Raw genomic sequence first — 19819 nt, forward strand, 5'->3', positions numbered from 1 at the left:
TTATTTTGGAGGTATTTACAATGGAACAGAAATTTATTGAAGAATTAACAGAAACCATCGATACGGAAGAAACGCTGGCTATGGATACGGTGCTGGACGACTTGGAAGACTGGGATTCTTTAAGCTTTGTTAGCTTTATTTCGATGGCAAATACGAGCTATAACAAAAAGGTGTCTGCTGAACAGGTACGTGAAGCCGTAACGGTGGCTGACCTTTATGCATTGGTCAAAGGTTGATGGAGTATGGGGCAGGTAACTTTTGATTTTACCGGCTGTCGTTTTGTGGTCACTGGTGCGTCTTCAGGTATGGGCTGTGCTATAGCAAGGGAACTAGCCTTGGCTGGTGCCGATGTATTAGCTGTTGCCCGCCGGGAGGAAAAGCTGCGAATTTTGCAGGCAGAGTTTCCAGAGCGTATAACGATTGCAGCTGTGGATGTCTGTGATAAAGAAAAAGTGGGCGAGGCAGTCTGTAATTTTGTGCAGGCGAAAGGTAAATTAAATGGCGGTATTCATGCAGCTGGCATTTTAGGGATAACGCCCTTGAAGCAGCATGACAGTAAAATGGCCCGAAAAATAATGGATGTAAGTTTTTGGGCGGGTATGGATTTTTTGCAAATTTGTACCAAAGCAGCTGTGTCTGAAAAAGGAGCAAGTTATGTGCTGTTTTCTTCAGTAGATGCTATTGCTGGAGAGAAGGGGAAGTTTGCATATAGCAGTGCAAAGATGGCCGTCAACAGTGCGGTGAAATCCATTGCTAAGGAAATAGCCCGCCGTGGTCAGCGTGTCAATTCTATTTTGCCCGGCTGGGTGCAGACCAATATGACCAAAGAAGCGGCAGAGCTTACGGACATGGCATCGATTATGGAGCGTGAACTCTTAGGTGTAGGCAAGCCGGAAGATGTCACGGGACAGGTGTTATTCCTGCTTAGTGACCGGGCTACATGGATTACGGGGACCAACGTTGTAGTAGACGGTGGTTATCTGGCATAAGGAGTTTTTATTTTGAAGGCATATATCAGAGGGCTGGCATACGCTTTGCCCGAACAGGTTGAGGAAAATGAGAAAAATCGTTTGACCAAGAAGACAGGCATTCTGCGGCGGCATATTGCAGCAGAAGGGGAACTGGCTTCGGACTTGGCGGTACAGGCTGCAGAAAAGCTGTTTGCTAAGGGGTTGGATAGAAGCAAGGTAGATTTCCTGCTTTTTTGTACGGAATCTCCGGATTATATCCTGCCGCCGACAGCCTGCCTACTGCAGAATCGATTAGGCTTGTCTAAGCATATTGGAGCTTTTGACTATAATTTAGGCTGCTCTGGTTTTGTTTATGGATTGGGCATAGCTAAAGGATTCATCGAATCCGGACAGGCTAAAAATGTGCTGCTTATTACAGCGGAAACCTATAGCAAGCATATTCACCCGCAGGATCACAGTACTGCGCCTTTGTTTGGTGACGGTGCCAGTGCCGTATGGATAGAAGGTTTGGAAAGTGAAACTTCTGGCATTCGGGCACTTCATTATGGTACCGATGGCAGCGGGGCAGAAAACCTTATTGTTCCTGTTGGCGGCATGCGTAATCCCTATGGCGTAGACAAAAAGGAAACTACTGACCAATACAACAATATTCGGGATAATTATCACTTGCAGATGGTTGGTTCGGCTATCAGCGAATTTTCGTTGGAAGTCGTACCGGAAACCTTGCAGAATGTCTTGGCGGAAGCTGGACTAGCCAAGGAAGACGTAGATTACTATGTATTCCATCAGGCAAACAACTTCATGCTCAAATACCTGCAGCAAAAATGTGACCTGCTTGATGTGCCCTATTGGAATGACGTAGCTGAATATGGCAATACCGTGTCCAGTTCCATTCCCCTTGCGCTGGAAGATATGCTGAAAGCTAATGCAGATAAAATCCTGCAAAATGTGGTTATCATGGGCTTCGGCGTAGGCTTGTCCTGGGCTGGGGGCGTCATTGATTTGACGAAAGAAAAATATTTATAACAGCCCCAATATTTATAGCGGACTAGCGTAAGGGTATTAGATAACTTCACATTGAAATCAGTAATTTTTGGGAGGAAAACGATTATGGAAATCTCGTTTGCAGATTTACGTCCGATGCATGATGAAATTCGTGCTGATTTGGATGCGGCTTATAAGAAGGTTATGGATAACAGCTGGTTTATTCAGGGCAGGGAACTGGAAGCTTTTGAAAAAGAGTTTGCCGAGTATGTAGGTGTGAAGCATTGTATTGGCGTGGCTACAGGCTTGGATGCGCTTTATCTGGTCTTGAAGGCTTATGGCATTGGCGCAGGCGATGAAGTTATTGTGCCGTCTAATACATTTATTGCTACGGCATTAGCTGTTTCCTACGCAGGTGCAACGCCGGTGTTTGTGGAGCCGATATTGGAAACGTTTAACATTGATGCGTCCCGAATTGAAGCCGCGATTACGCCGAAAACCAAGGCGATTATGGCTGTACAGTTACAGGGACGTTGCTGTGATATGGATGAAATCAACCGTATTGCGAAAGTGCATGGTTTAAAAGTTATTGAAGATGCTGCTCAGGCGCATGGTTCTAAGTATAAGGGAAAGATGGCAGGCGCATTAGGCGATGCGGCAGGCTTCAGCTTCTATCCCGGCAAAAATCTTGGTGCATTGGGCGATGGCGGCTGCGTAACTACGAATGATGATGAACTGGCGGCAAAGGTGCGTGCTTTAGGCAACTATGGTTCCGATTATAAGTACCATCATATTTATAAGGGAACAAACAGCCGATTGGATGAAATGCAGGCAGCTTTCTTGCGGGTAAAATTGCCGCATTTGGACAAATGGAATGAAAATCGCCGTAAGATTGCGGCAAGATATTTGGCAGAAATCAAGAATCCGCTGATTAAACTGCCATTGGCAACATCTGAAACTTATGAGCACATTTATCATGTGTTTGTAATCCGTTGCGAAAAAAGAGATGAACTGGAGAAATATTTGGCTGATAATGGCATCCATACAGTGAAACATTATCCAATTCCCATGCATATGCAGCAGGCATATGCAGAATTAAAGATTTCCGAAGGGACACTTCCAATCGCTGAAGAAATCAGCCGGACGGTGTTAAGTATTCCGATGTACTATGGAATGACTGATGTGCAGGTAGATTATGTGATTAATAAGCTGAATAAGTTTAGCAAATAAAATGATTGACATAGGGAAATATATGTTACAGACAGAGCGTAATTCTGCTATTGAACTTTTAAGAATTTTTGCAGGTTTAGCGATTATAGTTCTCCACTTTAATTTTTGGAACTTGCATGTAGTGGATTTAACTACAGGATTAACACAAAAAGTATTGCTAATACTAGAAGCAATATGTGTATGTGCGGTTAATGTGTTTATTTTGATTAGTGGTTATTGTAGTGCAAATAGCAGAAAAGTAAATGTTAGTAGATTAGTAAATCTTATAATACAAACAAGTGCCTTTAGTTTTATATTTGCTGTATTAGGGAGTATTATGCATGATTCATGGCAAATAAAAAGAATAATAGGTTCGTTGTTGCCAGTCAATTACTATGTGATATTATATGTTGCTTTAATGTTCATAGCTCCGTTTATAAATATAGTTATGGATAGGTTGAGTAAAGCATGTATGAAAAAATTTATATGGATAGTTATGTGTGTATTTTCGATATATCCTACATTAATAGATGTGTTGGAAGAAGTATTAGGCAAAACTTTTATGGGGCTAAATTCTATTTCTATAAAAGGATCTATAGAAGGATATACTGTAATCAATTTTATGCTTATATATACAATGGGTGTTTATATAAGAAAAAGTGATTTAGTAAAAAAAATAAATAATAGTATATTGAAAATATCAGTAATATCTTCTATAGTTGCTATATTCATTTGGCATGAAATTTTGCCTAAATCAGCCTATAACTATAGTAGCCCATTAGTGATTTTAGAAGCGTGCATAATATTTATGATATTTGCTAAGATGGATTTTAAACAGAGGTTTATAAATTTTGTTGCTCCAGCGTCATTTACATGCTTTTTGATTCATGGATATTTTTTAATCTGGATTGGAAAATATGTTCCGATTGAAGATTCGTTTTGTTATGTTATGTTATTATTGTCTGTATGTCTAGTGGGGATATATGTTGTTTCTGTGGTGGTTATGATGATTTGGAATTTTATGTCCAAACATCTATTCGCAGTTGTAGTAGATAAACTCCCAATCATAAAAGTTGAGGAAAAATAAATACAAGTTTGTGTTAGGAAAATGAACAAATTTAAACTTTTTATAGAAAACTTTCTGGTGTATGGCCTTGGCAGCGTTATTAGCAAGGTGATTCCGCTGATAATGCTACCAATTATCACCAGACTTATGCCTGACCCTGCGTTTTATGGTTTGTTTGACTTATCCAATACGATAACTTCCTTTGGAACAGCGATTGCAATCCTGGGAATGTACGATGCCATGTTTCGCTATTTCTTTGAAAAAGATGATGAAGAATATAGGAAGGATATTTGTTCTACGGCGTTTATTTTTACTTTAGGAACATCGATTGCGATATTCTTGCTGATGATTCTGTTTGAAAAGGAAATCGCTGTTTGGGTATTTGCAGATGAACAATATGGCCTATTGGTATATTTAACAGCAATTGCTACTTTGCTCGGAGCGACTAACGGTATAATTTCAGCGCCAACTCGGATGCAGAATAAGCGAAAAGTCTTTTTGGTAACGAACACTTTGTCACCAATCATTGGCTATACAGTATCTATACCGCTATTGCTTGCTGGACATTATCTTGTTGCTCTGCCCTTGGCGGGAATTGTGTCTTCTTTCCTTCTTGAAGGTGCTTTTGCCTATATGAATCGGCAATTTTTTTCTTTCAATAGATTTCATGGTGAATATTTACGAAATATGTTGAAGCTGGCCGTACCATTGGCACCGACTTTTCTAGTTTATTGGGTATTTAACTCTGCTGACCGTTTGATGATTTCTAATATGATTGGTGTACAGGCTAATGGTATTTATTCCATTGGTTCCAAGCTGGGGATGGCTAGTCAATTTATTTACCAGGCATTTGCTGGTGGTTGGCAATATTTTGCTTTTTCGACGATGAAGGAAAAAAATCAAGTAGAATCCAATTCTAAGGTTTTTGAGTATTTGGGGATTATATCCTTTATTTCCTGTATGTTTATTTGTACCATCAGTAAAGAATTTTATGAACTGATATTTACAGGAGAATATGTCGCAGGCTATATCGTTTCACCATATTTGTTTTTGTCACCGTTATTGTTGATGCTCTATCAGGTGATTGCTAATCAGTTTTTGGTGGTCAAAAAAACTTGGCCGGGAACGGTTGTGTTGACATTGGGGGCATTATCGAATGTAGTATTCAACTATTTGTTGATTCCTATATTAGGTGTGGAAGGTGCTGGCATTGCTACGTTGTGTGGCTATGTATTGACAGTATTTTTAGCTTCGGCATTGCTTATAAAGATGCATTTATTAATCATATCGAAAAAGTTTCTAGTCTCGGTTGGTATTATGGCGTTGTATTTCATTATCTGGCGTTGGTGCTTTATCAATGAATTGGGGATGAGTTTAATTTCTGCTGTGTTTTTGTCTGTAATATTATTAGTATTGTATAGACATGAATTTGGACTGCTGATGAAGCGATAGCTTATCCTTTAGAAGGGAGTGCTTTTATTGATAAAAAAAGGAATAATCTTGGCAGGGGGTTCGGAAACACGTTTATAGCCATTAACGAAAGTGGTTTCCAAAGTAGTGTATCGATTTAAGATCATACTTAGCAAAGGAAAGTCGTATCTTTGTTTTTTCGTGTATATTTATGTCGCTAGCGACAGCGATGGAATGGAGCTTTATATGTCAAAAAAAGATATTATAGTTGAGTCTTTCTCCAATAAGACTTTAGTTATCACCGGTGGAACAGGCTCTTTTGGTTCTACAGTGTTGAAGCATTTTATTACTTCTGATTTAGGTGAGATTCGTATTCTCAGCCGAGATGAGAAGAAGCAGGACACCATGCGGCATACGTTGCAGGCAAGATATCCTGAATATGCTTCGAAGGTGAAGTTTTATGTAGGAGATGTGCGGAATATTTCTTCTGTACGCGACTGTTTGTATGGTGCGGATTATGTTTTTCATGCCGCAGCCTTGAAAGAAGTTCCGTCCTGTGAGTTCTTTCCCATGGAAGCGGTGAAAACGAATATTATTGGTACGGATAATGTGATTACGGCGGCAGTGGAAAATGCAGTAAAGAGGGTTGTTTTCCTGTCTACAGATAAGGCAGCATATCCCATCAACACGATGGGCGGAACGAAGATGTTGGGAGAGAAGGTCGTTGGTGCCCGGGCGCAGGCTGCTTTTGACCGTAGCGGTACGGTTCTTTGCTGTACGCGCTACGGCAATGTTATGTGCAGTCGTGGTTCGGTTATTCCTCTGTTCATTGACCAGATTAAGCGGAAGGCGCCGATTACCATTACCGACCCGAACATGACCCGCTTTTTGATGAATCTGGATGAAGCAGTGGATTTGGTGGCGTTTGCGTTCATGCATGCTGAACCGGGCGATTTGTTCATCCAGAAGGCGGATGCCAGCACGATTGGTGACCTTGCTGATGGTGTAATGAAAGTCTTTGGTCAGACGGAGAAGAAAATCATTGGCTCACGCCATGGTGAGAAGCTTTATGAAACCTTGATGACCCGTGAGGAACGCCTGCGTTCTACGGATATGGGCGATTATTTCCGTATCAGCCCGGATGCGCGTGGACTTAATTATGACAAGTTCTATGTGCAGGGGGATGTCCTTACCGAAGGTGATGAGGCGTATACTTCCCATAATACCAATCGACTGGATGTAGATGGCGTTGTGCAAAAGATTATGACGACAGACTATGTGAAGGAAGAGCTGGAAGGACGTCCACATGCTGTGGAAGCGTAATGGAGGGCATCATGGAAGCAAAATGGCAAAATAATGGCAAAATCAGGCTGATGATTATTGTGGGCACGCGTCCGGAAATCATCCGCTTGGCTGCTGTAATCAAGAAGTGCCGCAAATATTTTGATACGTTGTTGGTACATACAGGACAAAATTACGACTATAACCTGAATGGGGTATTTTTTAAGGATTTAGGCCTGGCAGATCCGGAACTGTATTTGAATGCGGTGGGCAATGATTTGGGCGAAACGATGGGCAATATTATCGCATCGTCCTATAAGGCTATGGCAGAACTGCAGCCGGATGCGGTTCTGGTGCTGGGCGATACGAATTCCTGTCTGTCCGTTATCGGTGCCAAGCGTCTGCATATCCCCATTTTCCATATGGAGGCCGGCAACCGTTGCAAGGATGAATGTCTGCCGGAGGAGACGAATCGGCGCATTGTGGATATCATCAGTGATGTGAATTTGGCTTATTCCGAGCATGCCCGCCGTTATCTGGCGGACTGCGGCTTGCCGAAGGAACGCACTTATGTAACCGGTTCGCCCATGGCTGAGGTGCTGACCAATAATCTGGAGGCAATCAAGGCATCGGATGTGCATGCCCGCCTTGGCTTGGAGAAGGGCAAATACATTCTCCTGTCTGCTCACCGCGAAGAGAATATTGATACGGAAAAGAATTTTACGAGTCTCTTTACGGCTATTAATCGCATGGCCGAAAAATACGACATGCCGATTCTTTATTCCTGCCATCCGCGTTCCAGGAAGAGGCTGGAGGCTTCCGGATTTACGCTGGATTCGCGTGTAATTCAGCATGAACCGCTGGGCTTCCATGATTATAACTGTTTGCAGATGAATGCTTTTGCGGTTGTTTCGGATTCCGGTACCTTGCCGGAGGAAAGCAGTTTCTTTACTTCTATAGGACAGCCGATTCCGGCAGTTTGCATCCGCACCTCGACAGAACGGCCGGAAGCGTTGGATAAGGCCTGTTTTATCCTATCCGGAATTGATGAAAAGGGATTGCTGCAGGCTGTAGATACGGCGGTAGAGATGGTAAAGGCTGAGAAAAATGGTGGCGCTATACCCGTGCCGGATTATACGGACATCAACGTGTCGGATAAGGTCGTAAAACTCATTCAATCCTATGTTGGCGTGGTTAATAAGATGGTTTGGAGAAAAGACGTATGAAGATACTGGTAACAGGCGCGGCAGGCTTTGTCGGCCGTAATCTTGTAGAGAACTTGAAAAATATTCAGGCTGGAAAGAATAGAACGCGGCCTAACATATCCATTCAGGCGATTTATGAGTATGATCGTCAGAATACGGTAGAGGATTTGGAGCAGTTTTGTGCTGACTGTGATTTCGTCTTTAATCTTGCAGGGGTAAACCGTCCCAAAGACCCGAAAGAATTTAAGACAGGGAATTTTGGTTTTGCCAGTGTCCTGCTCGATACGTTGAAAAAACATAATAACAAATGCCCTGTGATGCTGAGTTCTTCATTGCAGGCAACGCTGGCTGGCCGTTTTGGAACGTCGGAGTATGGTCTGAGCAAGCGGGATGGGGAGGAGTTGTTCTTCCAGTATGGCGAGGAAACAGGTGCGCCTGTTTATGTGTATCGTTTTCCCAATTTGGTTGGCAAATGGGTGCGTCCAAACTACAACTCTGCAGTAGGAACCTTTTGCCATAATATTGCCCATGATTTGCCGATAACGGTAAATGATCCGTCCGTAGAACTGGAAATGCTGTTCATTGATGACCTGCTGGAAGTTATGTATGATTTGCTTGAAGGTAAGGCAGTGCGCTGTGAGTATCCCCAAACAGGAGAAGGGATTGACGGCATTGTGTATGATGGTTTGACGGCAAAACCAACTGAATCCGGACGTTATTGCTATGCTCCGGTTACGCATAAGGCTACGTTAGGGCAGATTGTGGAACTTCTGCATACCTTCCATGACCAGCCGCAGAATCTTATCATGCCAGCAATTTCGGAAGGCAGCCTTGCCAAGAAACTATATAGCATGTATCTGTCCTATCTGCCAAAGGAGAAAGTCGCTTTTGATTTAAAGATGAACTGCGATGATCGTGGCAGCTTTACGGAGCTGCTGAAGACCGCTGAGCATGGTCAGTTTTCGGTGAATATCAGCAAACCGGGAATAACCAAAGGACAGCATTGGCATAACAGCAAGTGGGAGTTCTTTATTGTGGTTGCTGGTCATGGCTTGATACAGGAACGAAAAATCGGTACGGATGAAGTTATCGAATTTGAAGTTAGTGGTGAGAAAATACAGGCAGTTCATATGCTTCCGGGATATACCCATAATATTATCAATTTGTCCGAAACGGAAAATTTAGTGACGGTTATGTGGGCTAATGAGCTGTTTGATTCCAATAGACCGGATACGTTTTTTGAACCGGTTTGATTTTTATAAAGAAATGACACTGTTATAAAGTAAAGGTTATTTCGTGACTTTTGCCATAATATTGGGAGGTGCTTTTTTGATTAGGAAGGGATTGATACTGGCAGGCGGCTCCGGAACTCGTTTATATCCGTTAACAAAAGTGGTTTCCAAGCAATTGATGCCTGTCTATGACAAACCGATGATTTATTATCCGCTCAGTACGTTAATGTTGGCGGGGATTAAGGATATCCTGATTATAACCACGCCGCAGGATAATGAATCCTTCAAGAAGTTGTTGGGGGATGGTAGTCAGTTAGGGATAAGTATTTCTTATGCGGTACAGCCCAGTCCGGACGGCTTGGCGCAGGCTTTTATCATTGGCGAGGAATTCATCAATGGGGAAGGTTGTGCGTTGGTGTTAGGAGATAATATCTACTATGGCTCAGATTTGGCACAGTCAGTACAGCGGGCTGCTTCTATGGAAGAAGGGGCAACAGTCTTTGCTTATTATGTGTCCGACCCGGAACGTTATGGCGTAGTAGAGTTTGATGAACATGGTCATGCGCTGAGTTTGGAGGAAAAGCCGGCTCAGCCCAAATCCAATTATGCGGTAACTGGCCTGTATTTCTACGACAAAGATATTGTGGACGTGGCAAAATCCATTAAACCTTCGGCTCGTGGCGAATTGGAAATCACGGACGTCAACAAGGTATATCTGGAACGCGGTAAGCTGCAGGTGGAGAAGATGCGCCGTGGTTATGCATGGCTGGATACCGGCACGCATGAATCCCTGCTCGATGCGGCGTCTTTTGTACGGACGATTCAGGCGCGGCAGGGGCTGAAGATTGCCTGCTTGGAAGAAATTGCTTACCGTATGGGCTATATTGATGCGGCACAGGTGGAGCGCTTGGCACAGCCATTGTTGAAGAATGAATATGGCAAATATCTTATCCGCATGATTCGGGAATAAAGGAGTTTTTGGTGGGCATGAAAGTTATTGAAACAAGTATACCGGGTGTGCTGATTATTGAAACGGATGTGTTTGGTGACCATCGCGGTTATTTTACGGAAACGTATAACAAGCCGAAATATGAGGCGCTGGGCATAACGAATGATTTTGTACAGGACAATATGAGTTTTTCGGCACAGAAGGGCACTTTGCGCGGTTTGCATTGGCAGAATCCGCCTTATGCGCAGGCGAAGTTGGTTTCCTGCTCCAAGGGCAGAGTTATCGATGTGGCTGTGGATATCCGTAAGGGCAGCCCAACTTTTGGCAAGTGGGTTTCGGTGGAACTTAGTGCAGAAAATCATCGGCAGTTCCTAATTCCCCGTGGCTTTGCTCATGGTTTCCTGACGTTGACGGATGATGTGGAGTTCCGCTACAAATGCGATAATGTTTACAACAAAGCAGCAGAAGGCGGCATGCGTTATGATGCGCCGGAGGTAAATGTGGACTGGGGCTCTTTGCTGGCTGGCATTGAACCGGTGCTCAGTGAGAAAGATACGACCGGGCCGACTTTGTCCGACAGTGATAATCAGTTTGTGTATGGGGAGAATTGTTAATTATGAAAATTGTTGTAACAGGTGGTGCCGGTTTTATCGGCGGCAACTTTGTTTATTATATGTTGAAAAAACGTCCGGAAGATACGATTATCTGCCTGGATAAGTTGACCTATGCGGGCAATATGGAAACCATGGCTGAAGCCATGAAGAATGACCGTTTTAAGTTTGTACGTGCAGATATTGCTGACCGTAAGGCTGTATATGAGTTGTTTGAAAAGGAAAAGCCGGATGTTATCGTGAATTTTGCGGCAGAATCTCATGTAGACCGTTCGATTGAAAATCCGGAAATCTTCCTGCAGACCAATGTTATCGGCACGAGTGTGCTGCTCGATGCCTGCCGCAAGTATGGGATTAAGCGTTATCATCAGGTATCTACGGATGAAGTTTATGGGGATTTGCCGCTGGACAGACCGGACTTATTCTTTACGGAAACAACGAACCTGCATACGTCCAGCCCGTATTCGGCTTCCAAGGCTTCGGCAGATTTGTTGGTGATGGCTTACCATCGCACGTACAAAGTGCCGGTGACCATTTCTCGCTGCTCGAACAACTATGGCCCCTTCCATTTCCCGGAGAAGCTGATTCCGTTGATGATTATCAATGCGCTGGCGGATAAGAAGCTGCCGGTCTATGGTGACGGCCTCAATGTTCGTGACTGGCTCTATGTGGAAGACCACTGTGCGGCCATCAATCTTATTTTAGAGAAGGGCAAAGTCGGTGAGGTTTATAACATTGGCGGCCATAATGAGCGGGCTAATATCGATGTGGTTAAGACAATCCTCAAACAGTTGGGCAAGAGTGAAGATTTGATTGAATACGTTGGTGACCGCAAGGGCCATGACCGCCGTTATGCCATCGACCCGACCAAGATTCATAATGAACTGGGCTGGCTGCCGGAAACGAAATTCGAAGACGGCATAAAGTCTACGGTGCAGTGGTATCTGGATAACCGCCAGTGGTGGGAGAACATCATCAGTGGTGATTATCAGGATTATTATGAGCGCATGTATGGACAGGATTCTAAACATTAATCAAGGATATTGTAAAATAGTGGCATAGATTCCCAGGTTTGTGTATAATAGTATAAGGAAATTATAAAGCAAGGGGATTTTGACTATGCAGAAGATTAGAAAGGCAGTAATTCCGGCAGCAGGGTATGGTACGCGGTTTTTGCCCGCGACCAAAGCAACGCCGAAGGAGATGCTGCCCATCGTCGACAAGCCGACCATTCAGTATATCGTGGAAGAGGCCAAGGCCAGTGGGATTGAGGATATTCTGATTATCAGTGGTCATGGCAAGCGTGCTATTGAAGACCATTTTGACAGTGCTCCGGCGCTCGAAATGGAATTGCGGAAAAAGGGTAAGGATGAGTTGTTGAATATGGTGCTGGAAACGGCAGATATCAATATTCATTACATCCGTCAGCGTTATATGCGTGGGCTGGGCGATGCGATTCTCTGTGCCCGTTCCTTCATGGGAGACGAGCCGTTTGCTGTGCTTTTGGGTGATGATGTGGTTTACAATCCGGAGAAGCCGGCACTGGCACAGCTGATTGATATTTATGAAGCTACTGGCGGCTCTGTTTTGGGCTGTCAGAACGTGCCGGAAGATAAGGTTTCTTCCTATGGTATCGTAGCGGGAACGCAGACGGACAACAGCCGTCTGATGCGGGTTTCGGATATGGTGGAAAAACCGGCAGTAGAAGAAGCACCCAGCCGTATGGCTGTTTTGGGCCGTTATATCATCAAGCCGCAGATTTTCGATATTTTGGAAAGCACGCAGCCGGGCAAGGGCGGCGAAGTGCAGCTTACGGATGCACTCAAGGTGCTGGCTCGTCAGGATGCGGTTTATGCGTATGACTTTGAAGGCAAGCGCTATGATGTGGGCGATAAGCTGGGCTTTTTGAAGGCTACGGTGGAGTATGCTCTGCGCCGTGAGGATTTGGGTGGGCCGTTCAAGGCTTATTTGAAGGAATTTATGGCGAAGTAAAAAATTAAATCCGTTGAATCTGAGGTGTAAATCTTGCAGAAAAAAAATAAAGCCAATCTGGCCTTGGGCCTAAGTGCGGCAGGTTTTCTGGGGACATTTGCCCTGCCGGAAGGTTTTGTTGCCGGTATGGTACATCACGGTTTTTTGGCGGCGACGATTGGCGGTCTGGCAGATTGGTTTGCTGTGACCGCCATTTTTCGTCGTCCTTTGGGCATATCCTACCGCACAGATATTTTGCGGCGCAACCGGCCGCGTATTATGGAAGCATTGGTCACCTATACCAGTGATGACCTGCTGAGTACAGAGAATATCATGGCTGTGCTGGAAAAACAGGATACGGCGCAGCTTTTGACGGCGTATTTCATTCATCGTGGCGGGCGCGAACGTGTACAGCAGGTGGTGGATGAGGTACTGCTGAAGGTCGTAAATGACCTGAACGCGGAAAAGATAGCCGCTGAACTTGCTCCGGCGATACGGCAGGGGCTGAATTCCTTTGCCTTGGAAAATATTTTGCCCGATGTCCTGCAGCAATTGGCACAGAAGAAACATCTGGAACGGCTGCTGGTGAGTCTGACGGCTATTGGGGGACAGGTTCTCGAATCTCCCGCTTTGCAGCAGGCATTGCTGGAGCATATCCGTATTCTGAGGGAAAGCTATGAACGCGATTCAGCAGGGCGGGCCTTTGTACTGGCTTCGCTGGGGCTGAGTGATGAGAAGATTTTAAACTTGCTTATTGGCCGGATAAAGGACAGAATTGCGAAAGTGCAGCAGGCCGGGCTTGCAGAGAACAGCGATTTGCAGCGGGGACTGTCGGTTATGCTCTACAGTCTGAGCCAGGATGAGCGTCTGCGGGATTTGTTGAAGGACCGCAAGGATAAGCTGTTGGAGCAGGTGGATTTGACTGGCCTGATTGCCCGCTGGCTGGAGGGGAATATCAAGGGGGATAATCCGTTCTGGTTGCCGCAGATGCATGCTTATGTGGACCGGCTGATTGACAAGTTTATCGGTTCGGCTTCATTGCAGGCCAAGTTTGATAAGGCGGTTAAGGAGTTTTTGCGCACAGAACTGGTAAAACATCATGATTTGATACCGGGACTTATTCGTGAGCATCTGAATGGTTTATCCGATGATGAACTGGTGACGTTCGTGGAGGACAAGGTGCAGGACGATTTGCAGATGATTCGCATTAATGGTTCTGTGGTCGGTGCTTTGGTGGGCATGGGGCTGTATGTCCTTATTGCTTTGGCAGAAAGGATGTGGGGCTGATGACGCGTGGATTGAACAAGGCAGATAAGACCTTGTGCATTGTCTTTGTGCTGTTTCTGTTGTCCTTGGGGCTTCATTTAAGTTATCCACAGAATCTGCTGGCGGATTTGCTGCTGTTTTGCAGCGAAGCGGCGCTGGTGGGCGGTATTGCTGACTGGTTTGCTGTGACGGCGCTTTTCGAAAAGCCGTTGGGTTTTCCTTATCATACGGCGATTTTGCCAAGGCGGCGGGAAGCATTTATCGAAGCTTCGGTGACGTTGGTGCAGCAGGAGTTTTTCTCCCGCCGCAAGATTTTCCATCATTTGGAAAAGATGCATCTTATGCCGATGCTGATTTCCTGGCTGCGGGAACCGGCTATGGAGGCGAGGCTTATCCAGCAGCTGGTCGATTATATGCGGGACTTTCTGTTGCAGCAGAGCAAGGCGCAGGCGGCGATTATCGCGGCCAAGCTGCGGGAGTCGTTGGCCAAAGTTGAACCGGAGGATTTTTTTGCGCTGTGGGGAACATGGTTGCAGAAAACCGGTAAAGACAAAGAGTTTTTGGCGAGAGTCGCCGCTTATTGGCGGGGACAGGTTTCTACAGCGGAGGCTCGTCAACAGATTAAGGCGATGCTGGAAGCCTATGAGCAGGAAAAAACCAATGATAATGTCTTGGCGCAGTTATTGGCCGGTTTTGCGCAGGCGGTGGATTTAATCAATTATGAGGAAGCAGCAGAGCTTATTCAGCAGCAGCTTTTGACCATGCTCGATGAGCTTGGCCGCAGTGATTCCAAACTGCAGAAAGAAATTCTGAACTTGTTTTATGAAAAGGCGGTCGAACTCAACAAGGAGCCGCAGTTCCATCAGCTGACCCATGAGTTAAAGGACAGTCTTTTGCGGGATTTGCCTTTGGAATCTGCGGTGGAGAATATGTTTGATCAGCTGCGCATTCACTTTTTGGAGGATAAGGCCCGTGATGTTGACCCGCTCGCGGAGCATCTGCCTGCCCTGCGCAACCGCCTGGAAGAGTTAATCAGCGAGGAGTATCAGCGGACTTTGCATTTGATTGAGCAGGATGCTGAACTCAATCATGCGGTGGGCAGTTTTTTGTATGATGTGATTGCCCGTACGGCACTCCATGCCCAAACTCTGGTGGGGGTGATTGTGACCGATGTATTGTCACGCCTGACGGATGAACAGTTAAATCATCTGGTCTATGACAAGGTGGAGCCGGACTTGCTTTGGATACGCATGAATGGTTCCATTGTCGGTGCGGGCATTGGGCTGGTGTTATTCCTTATTTTGCAGGTGACGATGTGAGGTTTTGCGCAAAGTCCATTGTCAAAGATAAGATTTTGTGATAAAATTAACGCCATATTAGTAAATAGTAAGGCAATGACGAAGAGGAGTAGGGCTGGACCTGCGGCAGAGAGAGAAAACGGCTGGTGGAAGTTTTCGTGCAGGAGGCGTGAAGGTCGCTTCGGAGCTTTTGGGCTGAATTTTAGTAGGCGCAGACGTATGGCCGCGTTAAGGCTTTGAGCTGGCAGGGCTTTCCTGCCGGGAACATTGGTGGTACCACGAAAGTATGCGCTTTCGTCCTTTGGGGCGAAGGCGCTTTTTAGTTTATTGAGGAGGACAATGATGAGCGAAGAAATGGCACAGGAAAACAACATTCCGAAGGTTTACGACCCGCAGTCGTTTGAAAAGAAATGGTATAAGTTCTGGGAGGATAACAAACTCTTCCATGCTGAAGTGGATAAGAGCAAGAAGCCGTACAGCATGGTTATCCCGCCGCCAAATGTCACGGGGCAGCTGCACATGGGCCATGCGCTTGACAATACGCTGCAGGATATCCTGATTCGTTTCCGCCGCATGCAGGGCTACAATGCCGTCTGGATTCCGGGCTGTGACCATGCCGGTATCGCAACGCAGGCTAAGGTTGAAGCGTCCTTGCGTGAAGAAGGCACGAACCGTTATGAACTGGGCCGCGAAAAGTTCCTTGAACGCGTTTGGGACTGGAAGGAACAGTATGGCAACCGCATCATGTCCCAGCTGCGTTCTTTGGGGTCTTCATGTGACTGGGACCGCCAGCGTTTCACGATGGATGAGGGTTGCTCTGCGGCTGTGCGTGAAGTGTTCGTAAGCCTGTATGACAAGGGGCTTATTTATCAGGGCACGCGTATTACCAACTGGTGCCCGAACTGCAACACGGCCATTTCGGATATCGAAGTGGAACATGAAAATGAAAACGGCCATCTTTGGCACCTGCGCTATCAGGTAGAGGGCGAGGACCGTTATGTGGAAATCGCCACGACCCGTCCCGAAACGATGTTCGGTGATACGGGCGTAGCGGTGCATCCGGAAGATGAACGCTATAAGGATATCGTGGGCAAGACATTGATTCTGCCGATTGTGAACCGCCGCATTCCGCTGTTCGCTGATGAATATGTCGACAAGGAATTCGGTACCGGTGCTGTTAAGGTTACGCCGGCTCATGACCCCAACGACTTTGAAATGGGGCTGCGCCACAACCTTGAACAGATTAAGGTCATCAACAACGATGGTACGATGGGCGAAGGTGCTGGCAAATACAACGGTATGGACCGTTACGAATGCCGCAAGGCACTCGTCAAAGAGCTTGAAGAACTCGGCGTACTGGTATCCGTTGAAGAACATGAACACGCTGTTGGTCATTGCTCCCGCTGCCATAGCACGATTGAACCGATGGTATCCAAGCAGTGGTTTGTCAAGATGGAAAGCCTTGCCAAGCCGGCTATGGAAGCCGTTAAAGACGGCCGCATCAAGTTCGTGCCGGAACGCTTCAGCAAGATTTATCTGCAGTGGCTGGAAAACATCCGTGACTGGTGTATCTCCCGTCAGCTTTGGTGGGGCCACCGGATTCCTGCCTGGTACTGCGATGACTGCGGTGAAACCAGTGTTTCCCGTACGGATTTGACGGAATGCCCGCACTGCCACAGCAAGCACATTCATCAGGACGAAGATGTACTCGATACCTGGTTCAGTTCCGGCCTCTGGCCGTTTGAAACCATGGGCTGGCCGAATGAGACGGAAGAGCTCAAGCATTTCTATCCGACGGCTACGCTCGTAACCGGTTACGACATCATCTTCTTCTGGGTAGCCCGCATGGTGATGATGGGCCTGGAATTCGGCAAGGATATTCCATTCCATCATGTATTCATTCATGGTCTCGTGCGCGACAGCCAGGGCCGCAAGATGAGTAAGTCTTTGGGCAACGGCATTGACCCGGTAGAAGTTATCGAAAAATACGGTGCCGACACCCTGCGTTTCATGCTGATTACGGGCAACACGCCGGGCAACGATATGCGTTTCTACTGGGAACGCGTGGAAGGTGCCCGCAATTTTGCCAACAAGATTTGGAACGCTTCCCGCTATATGCTCATGAACCTCGAAGGCTTTGACAAGAACTTCAAGCCGGCTGAGGAAGATTATACGCTGTCCGATAAGTGGATTCTGTCCCGCTATGCGCGCACGGTGCGTGACGTTACGGAAAATCTGGACAAGTTCGAACTCGGCGAAGCTGGCCGCATGATTTATGAATTCATTTGGAATGAGTTCTGCGACTGGTATATCGAGCTTACGAAGGCACGTCTTTACGACAAGGAAAATGTCCGTGCCCGCAATACGGCGCTTTATGTGCTCTCCACGGTGCTCGAAGGCACGCTGCGCCTGCTGCATCCGTTCATGCCGTTCCTCACGGAAGAAATCTGGCAGAAGGTTCCCCATGATGATGCCCTCAAGAGCATTATGGAAACCAGCTGGCCGGAAGTTAAGGCCGAGTGCATCAGCGACGAAATCGAAGCTGATATGACGGCCATCATGGAAACCATCAAGACGGTCCGCAATATGCGTGCTGAGGTTGGTGCGGCTCCGAGCAAGAAGAGCGAGCTGATTCTGAACTTCACGGACGAATCCCTGCGCGCTGTATTTACGGAGAATCAGAGCTATCTGGATAAGCTGGCATCTTCTGACCCGATTACCATTCTGCCTGCCGGTGCTGACAAGCCGGAAAATGCGATGGCCGGTATGGTAAACGGCGTGGAAGTATTCCTGCCGCTCAAGGGCCTCATTGATGTGGATAAGGAAACGGCCCGCCTCACGAAGGAACTGGAAAAACTCGACAAGGAAATCAGCCGCCTGGCCAAGAAACTGGGCAACGAAGGCTTCCTCGCCAAGGCTCCTGCTGATGTGGTAGCCGGTGAGAAGGAAAAACTGGCTGGTTATGAAGAAAAGAAAAAATCTGTGGAAGGCCGTATGCAGGATTTGGCCAAACTGAAATAATCGTTAGGAGAATCCTATATGAATTATCAGGAATCGCTGGCATATTTAGAAAGTCTCAATATATTTGGTATTAAACTCGGTCTGGAACGCATTCAAAAACTGCTGGCGCGTTTGGAACTGCCGCAGGAACGGTATCGCACGATTCATGTAACCGGCACCAATGGCAAAGGTTCGGTGTCCGCCATGCTGGCGGGCATCCTGCGCCATTCGGGCATCCATACGGGCTTTTACAGTTCCCCGCATCTCGTTTCTTATACGGAACGGATAAGGGTGGACGGTCAGGCCATCAGCGAGCAGGAATTTGCCGACTGCCTGAGTTCCATCAAGGTCTATATCGACCAGATGGTGGCAGACGGGGAAGAATGTCCGACCCAGTTTGAGGTGCTCACCGCACTGGCTTTCTTCTACTTTGCGATCAAGCATGTAGAATATGCCGTTATTGAAGTGGGACTTGGGGGGCTTCTGGATTCCACCAATGTTATTGTGCCAGAAGTGTCGATTATCACCAATGTCACATTGGAACACGCTGACCGCTGCGGAGGTACGCTGGAAGGTGTGGCCCATCATAAGGCAGGTATCATCAAAGATGATGTGCCGGTGGTCACGGCTGCGCAAGGTGTTGCACTCGATATTATCCGTCAACAGGCGGAGGAAAAGAATGCGGATATCTTTGTGGCAGGTGAGGACTTCAGTGCCGAATTTATTAGCTGTGAGAGCAATTTCCAGCGCTTGGAATTTTCTTCCGGTCTGTTGGGAGCGGTAAAGGAACCCTATACGCTCCATCTTTTGGGCAAGCATCAGATTGAAAATGCTGCGGTGGCGGTGATGGCTGCCAAGCTTATCCACAATCTGGACGACCGCATCACCAATAAGACCATTGATGATGCGCTGTCCCTGGTCAGCTGGCCAGCCCGCTTTGAGCGGGTGGAAATGGGCCGTCAGAAAATCATTATTGACGGCGCTCATAATCCGGCAGGCATGGTTGCCTTGCGGGAAAGCCTTGACCTTTATTATCCGGCAGAGGAACGCGTATTGCTTTTGGGGATTCTCAAGGATAAGGATATCGACACCATGCTGGATATTCTCCTGCGTCCGAACGATACAGTGGTTGTTACCGTACCACATTCGGACAGGGCCAGCGACCCGCAGCTTTTGGCCGGGAAAGTGGCAGCACATGTACAGCATGTGGAAGCCATTGCAGATAACGATGAGGCGATGAATCGTGCCTTGGAACTGGCCAATGGTGAGAAACTGCTGGTTATGGCAGGCTCCTTGTATCTGGTGGGTGAACTGCGGAAAATGCTGCTGGATAAAAAGGGGGGAGAAGCATGAGTGAAGTGGATTC

The 19819-nt window shown here is 46.5% G+C and carries 17 protein-coding genes and 1 other annotated feature; all 17 genes read left to right on the top strand.

What is annotated here, in order from left to right; all coding sequences use genetic code 11:
- Positions 1–20 precede the first annotated feature (20 nt).
- The 17 genes from G598_RS0106555 (at position 21) to G598_RS0106635 (ending at position 19806) form a co-directional block, all read left to right on the top strand.
- The gene (locus G598_RS0106555) at positions 21–236 is read left to right on the top strand and encodes a phosphopantetheine-binding protein (RefSeq protein ID WP_026766269.1); all 216 of its coding nucleotides are present in this window, start codon (positions 21–23) and stop codon (positions 234–236) included.
- Between the two features lie 6 nt (positions 237–242).
- Positions 243–989: an SDR family NAD(P)-dependent oxidoreductase gene (locus G598_RS0106560; RefSeq protein WP_026766270.1), complete on the top strand. Its 747-nt coding sequence runs from the start codon at positions 243–245 to the stop codon at positions 987–989.
- A 12-nt stretch (positions 990–1001) separates the two neighbouring features.
- Entirely contained in the window at positions 1002–1997 is a 996-nt protein-coding gene (locus tag G598_RS0106565) for a 3-oxoacyl-ACP synthase III family protein (RefSeq protein ID WP_026766271.1), read from the top strand.
- An 84-nt stretch (positions 1998–2081) separates the two neighbouring features.
- Complete coding sequence (locus G598_RS0106570; protein WP_026766272.1) at positions 2082–3185, top strand: DegT/DnrJ/EryC1/StrS family aminotransferase; 1104 nt, start codon at positions 2082–2084, stop codon at positions 3183–3185.
- A gap of 22 nt (positions 3186–3207) precedes the next feature.
- Complete coding sequence (locus G598_RS0106575) at positions 3208–4251, top strand: acyltransferase family protein (protein ID WP_157833289.1); 1044 nt, start codon at positions 3208–3210, stop codon at positions 4249–4251.
- Positions 4252–4272: 21 nt separating this feature from the next.
- On the top strand, positions 4273–5682 hold the full coding sequence (locus tag G598_RS0106580) for a lipopolysaccharide biosynthesis protein (protein WP_026766274.1): 1410 nt from the start codon (positions 4273–4275) through the stop codon (positions 5680–5682).
- A 204-nt stretch (positions 5683–5886) separates the two neighbouring features.
- Positions 5887–6963, top strand: coding sequence for a polysaccharide biosynthesis protein (locus tag G598_RS0106585; RefSeq protein WP_026766275.1), 1077 nt, complete (start codon positions 5887–5889; stop codon positions 6961–6963).
- A gap of 11 nt (positions 6964–6974) precedes the next feature.
- Positions 6975–8147: a non-hydrolyzing UDP-N-acetylglucosamine 2-epimerase gene (wecB, locus tag G598_RS0106590; RefSeq protein ID WP_102012090.1), complete on the top strand. Its 1173-nt coding sequence runs from the start codon at positions 6975–6977 to the stop codon at positions 8145–8147.
- Positions 8144–9379 carry a polysaccharide biosynthesis C-terminal domain-containing protein gene (locus tag G598_RS0106595; RefSeq protein ID WP_026766277.1) on the top strand — a complete coding sequence of 412 codons (1236 nt, stop codon included), beginning with the start codon at positions 8144–8146 and terminating at the stop codon, positions 9377–9379. The genes wecB and G598_RS0106595 overlap by 4 nt, the downstream gene beginning before the upstream one ends.
- Before the next feature lie 76 nt (positions 9380–9455).
- On the top strand, positions 9456–10328 hold the full coding sequence (rfbA, locus tag G598_RS0106600; protein ID WP_026766278.1) for a glucose-1-phosphate thymidylyltransferase RfbA: 873 nt from the start codon (positions 9456–9458) through the stop codon (positions 10326–10328).
- Between the two features lie 17 nt (positions 10329–10345).
- Positions 10346–10921: a dTDP-4-dehydrorhamnose 3,5-epimerase gene (gene rfbC, locus G598_RS0106605; RefSeq protein ID WP_026766279.1), complete on the top strand. Its 576-nt coding sequence runs from the start codon at positions 10346–10348 to the stop codon at positions 10919–10921.
- Between the two features lie 2 nt (positions 10922–10923).
- Positions 10924–11952, top strand: coding sequence for a dTDP-glucose 4,6-dehydratase (gene rfbB, locus G598_RS0106610; RefSeq protein WP_026766280.1), 1029 nt, complete (start codon positions 10924–10926; stop codon positions 11950–11952).
- Positions 11953–12037: 85 nt separating this feature from the next.
- Positions 12038–12910, top strand: coding sequence for a UTP--glucose-1-phosphate uridylyltransferase GalU (gene galU, locus G598_RS0106615; RefSeq protein WP_026766281.1), 873 nt, complete (start codon positions 12038–12040; stop codon positions 12908–12910).
- 33 nt (positions 12911–12943) lie between these two features.
- Complete coding sequence (locus G598_RS0106620; protein WP_026766282.1) at positions 12944–14176, top strand: DUF445 domain-containing protein; 1233 nt, start codon at positions 12944–12946, stop codon at positions 14174–14176.
- A complete protein-coding gene (locus tag G598_RS0106625) occupies positions 14176–15474 on the top strand; it encodes a DUF445 domain-containing protein (RefSeq protein ID WP_026766283.1) in 1299 nt (432 codons plus the stop codon). Before G598_RS0106620 ends, G598_RS0106625 begins: the two co-directional genes overlap by 1 nt.
- Before the next feature lie 66 nt (positions 15475–15540).
- Positions 15541–15758: a binding site (T-box leader), on the top strand.
- 49 nt (positions 15759–15807) lie between these two features.
- Complete coding sequence (locus G598_RS0106630) at positions 15808–18474, top strand: valine--tRNA ligase (RefSeq protein WP_026766284.1); 2667 nt, start codon at positions 15808–15810, stop codon at positions 18472–18474.
- An 18-nt stretch (positions 18475–18492) separates the two neighbouring features.
- Positions 18493–19806 carry a bifunctional folylpolyglutamate synthase/dihydrofolate synthase gene (locus G598_RS0106635; protein WP_026766285.1) on the top strand — a complete coding sequence of 438 codons (1314 nt, stop codon included), beginning with the start codon at positions 18493–18495 and terminating at the stop codon, positions 19804–19806.
- The last annotated feature ends 13 nt before the right edge of the window (positions 19807–19819 follow it).

The sequence above is a fragment of the Selenomonas ruminantium subsp. ruminantium ATCC 12561 genome, assembly GCF_000424065.1.
GTDB lineage: Bacteria > Bacillota > Negativicutes > Selenomonadales > Selenomonadaceae > Selenomonas_A > Selenomonas_A ruminantium.

Coding starts and splice junctions, on each gene's coding strand:
- G598_RS0106555 (WP_026766269.1), top strand. CDS start 21: ATGGAACAGAAATTTATTGAAGAATTAACAGAAACCATCGATACGGAA.
- G598_RS0106560 (WP_026766270.1), top strand. CDS start 243: ATGGGGCAGGTAACTTTTGATTTTACCGGCTGTCGTTTTGTGGTCACT.
- G598_RS0106570 (WP_026766272.1), top strand. CDS start 2,082: ATGGAAATCTCGTTTGCAGATTTACGTCCGATGCATGATGAAATTCGT.
- G598_RS0106575 (WP_157833289.1), top strand. CDS start 3,208: ATGTTACAGACAGAGCGTAATTCTGCTATTGAACTTTTAAGAATTTTT.
- G598_RS0106580 (WP_026766274.1), top strand. CDS start 4,273: ATGAACAAATTTAAACTTTTTATAGAAAACTTTCTGGTGTATGGCCTT.
- G598_RS0106585 (WP_026766275.1), top strand. CDS start 5,887: ATGTCAAAAAAAGATATTATAGTTGAGTCTTTCTCCAATAAGACTTTA.
- wecB (WP_102012090.1), top strand. CDS start 6,975: ATGGAAGCAAAATGGCAAAATAATGGCAAAATCAGGCTGATGATTATT.
- G598_RS0106595 (WP_026766277.1), top strand. CDS start 8,144: ATGAAGATACTGGTAACAGGCGCGGCAGGCTTTGTCGGCCGTAATCTT.
- rfbC (WP_026766279.1), top strand. CDS start 10,346: ATGAAAGTTATTGAAACAAGTATACCGGGTGTGCTGATTATTGAAACG.
- rfbB (WP_026766280.1), top strand. CDS start 10,924: ATGAAAATTGTTGTAACAGGTGGTGCCGGTTTTATCGGCGGCAACTTT.
- galU (WP_026766281.1), top strand. CDS start 12,038: ATGCAGAAGATTAGAAAGGCAGTAATTCCGGCAGCAGGGTATGGTACG.
- G598_RS0106625 (WP_026766283.1), top strand. CDS start 14,176: ATGACGCGTGGATTGAACAAGGCAGATAAGACCTTGTGCATTGTCTTT.
- G598_RS0106630 (WP_026766284.1), top strand. CDS start 15,808: ATGGCACAGGAAAACAACATTCCGAAGGTTTACGACCCGCAGTCGTTT.
- G598_RS0106635 (WP_026766285.1), top strand. CDS start 18,493: ATGAATTATCAGGAATCGCTGGCATATTTAGAAAGTCTCAATATATTT.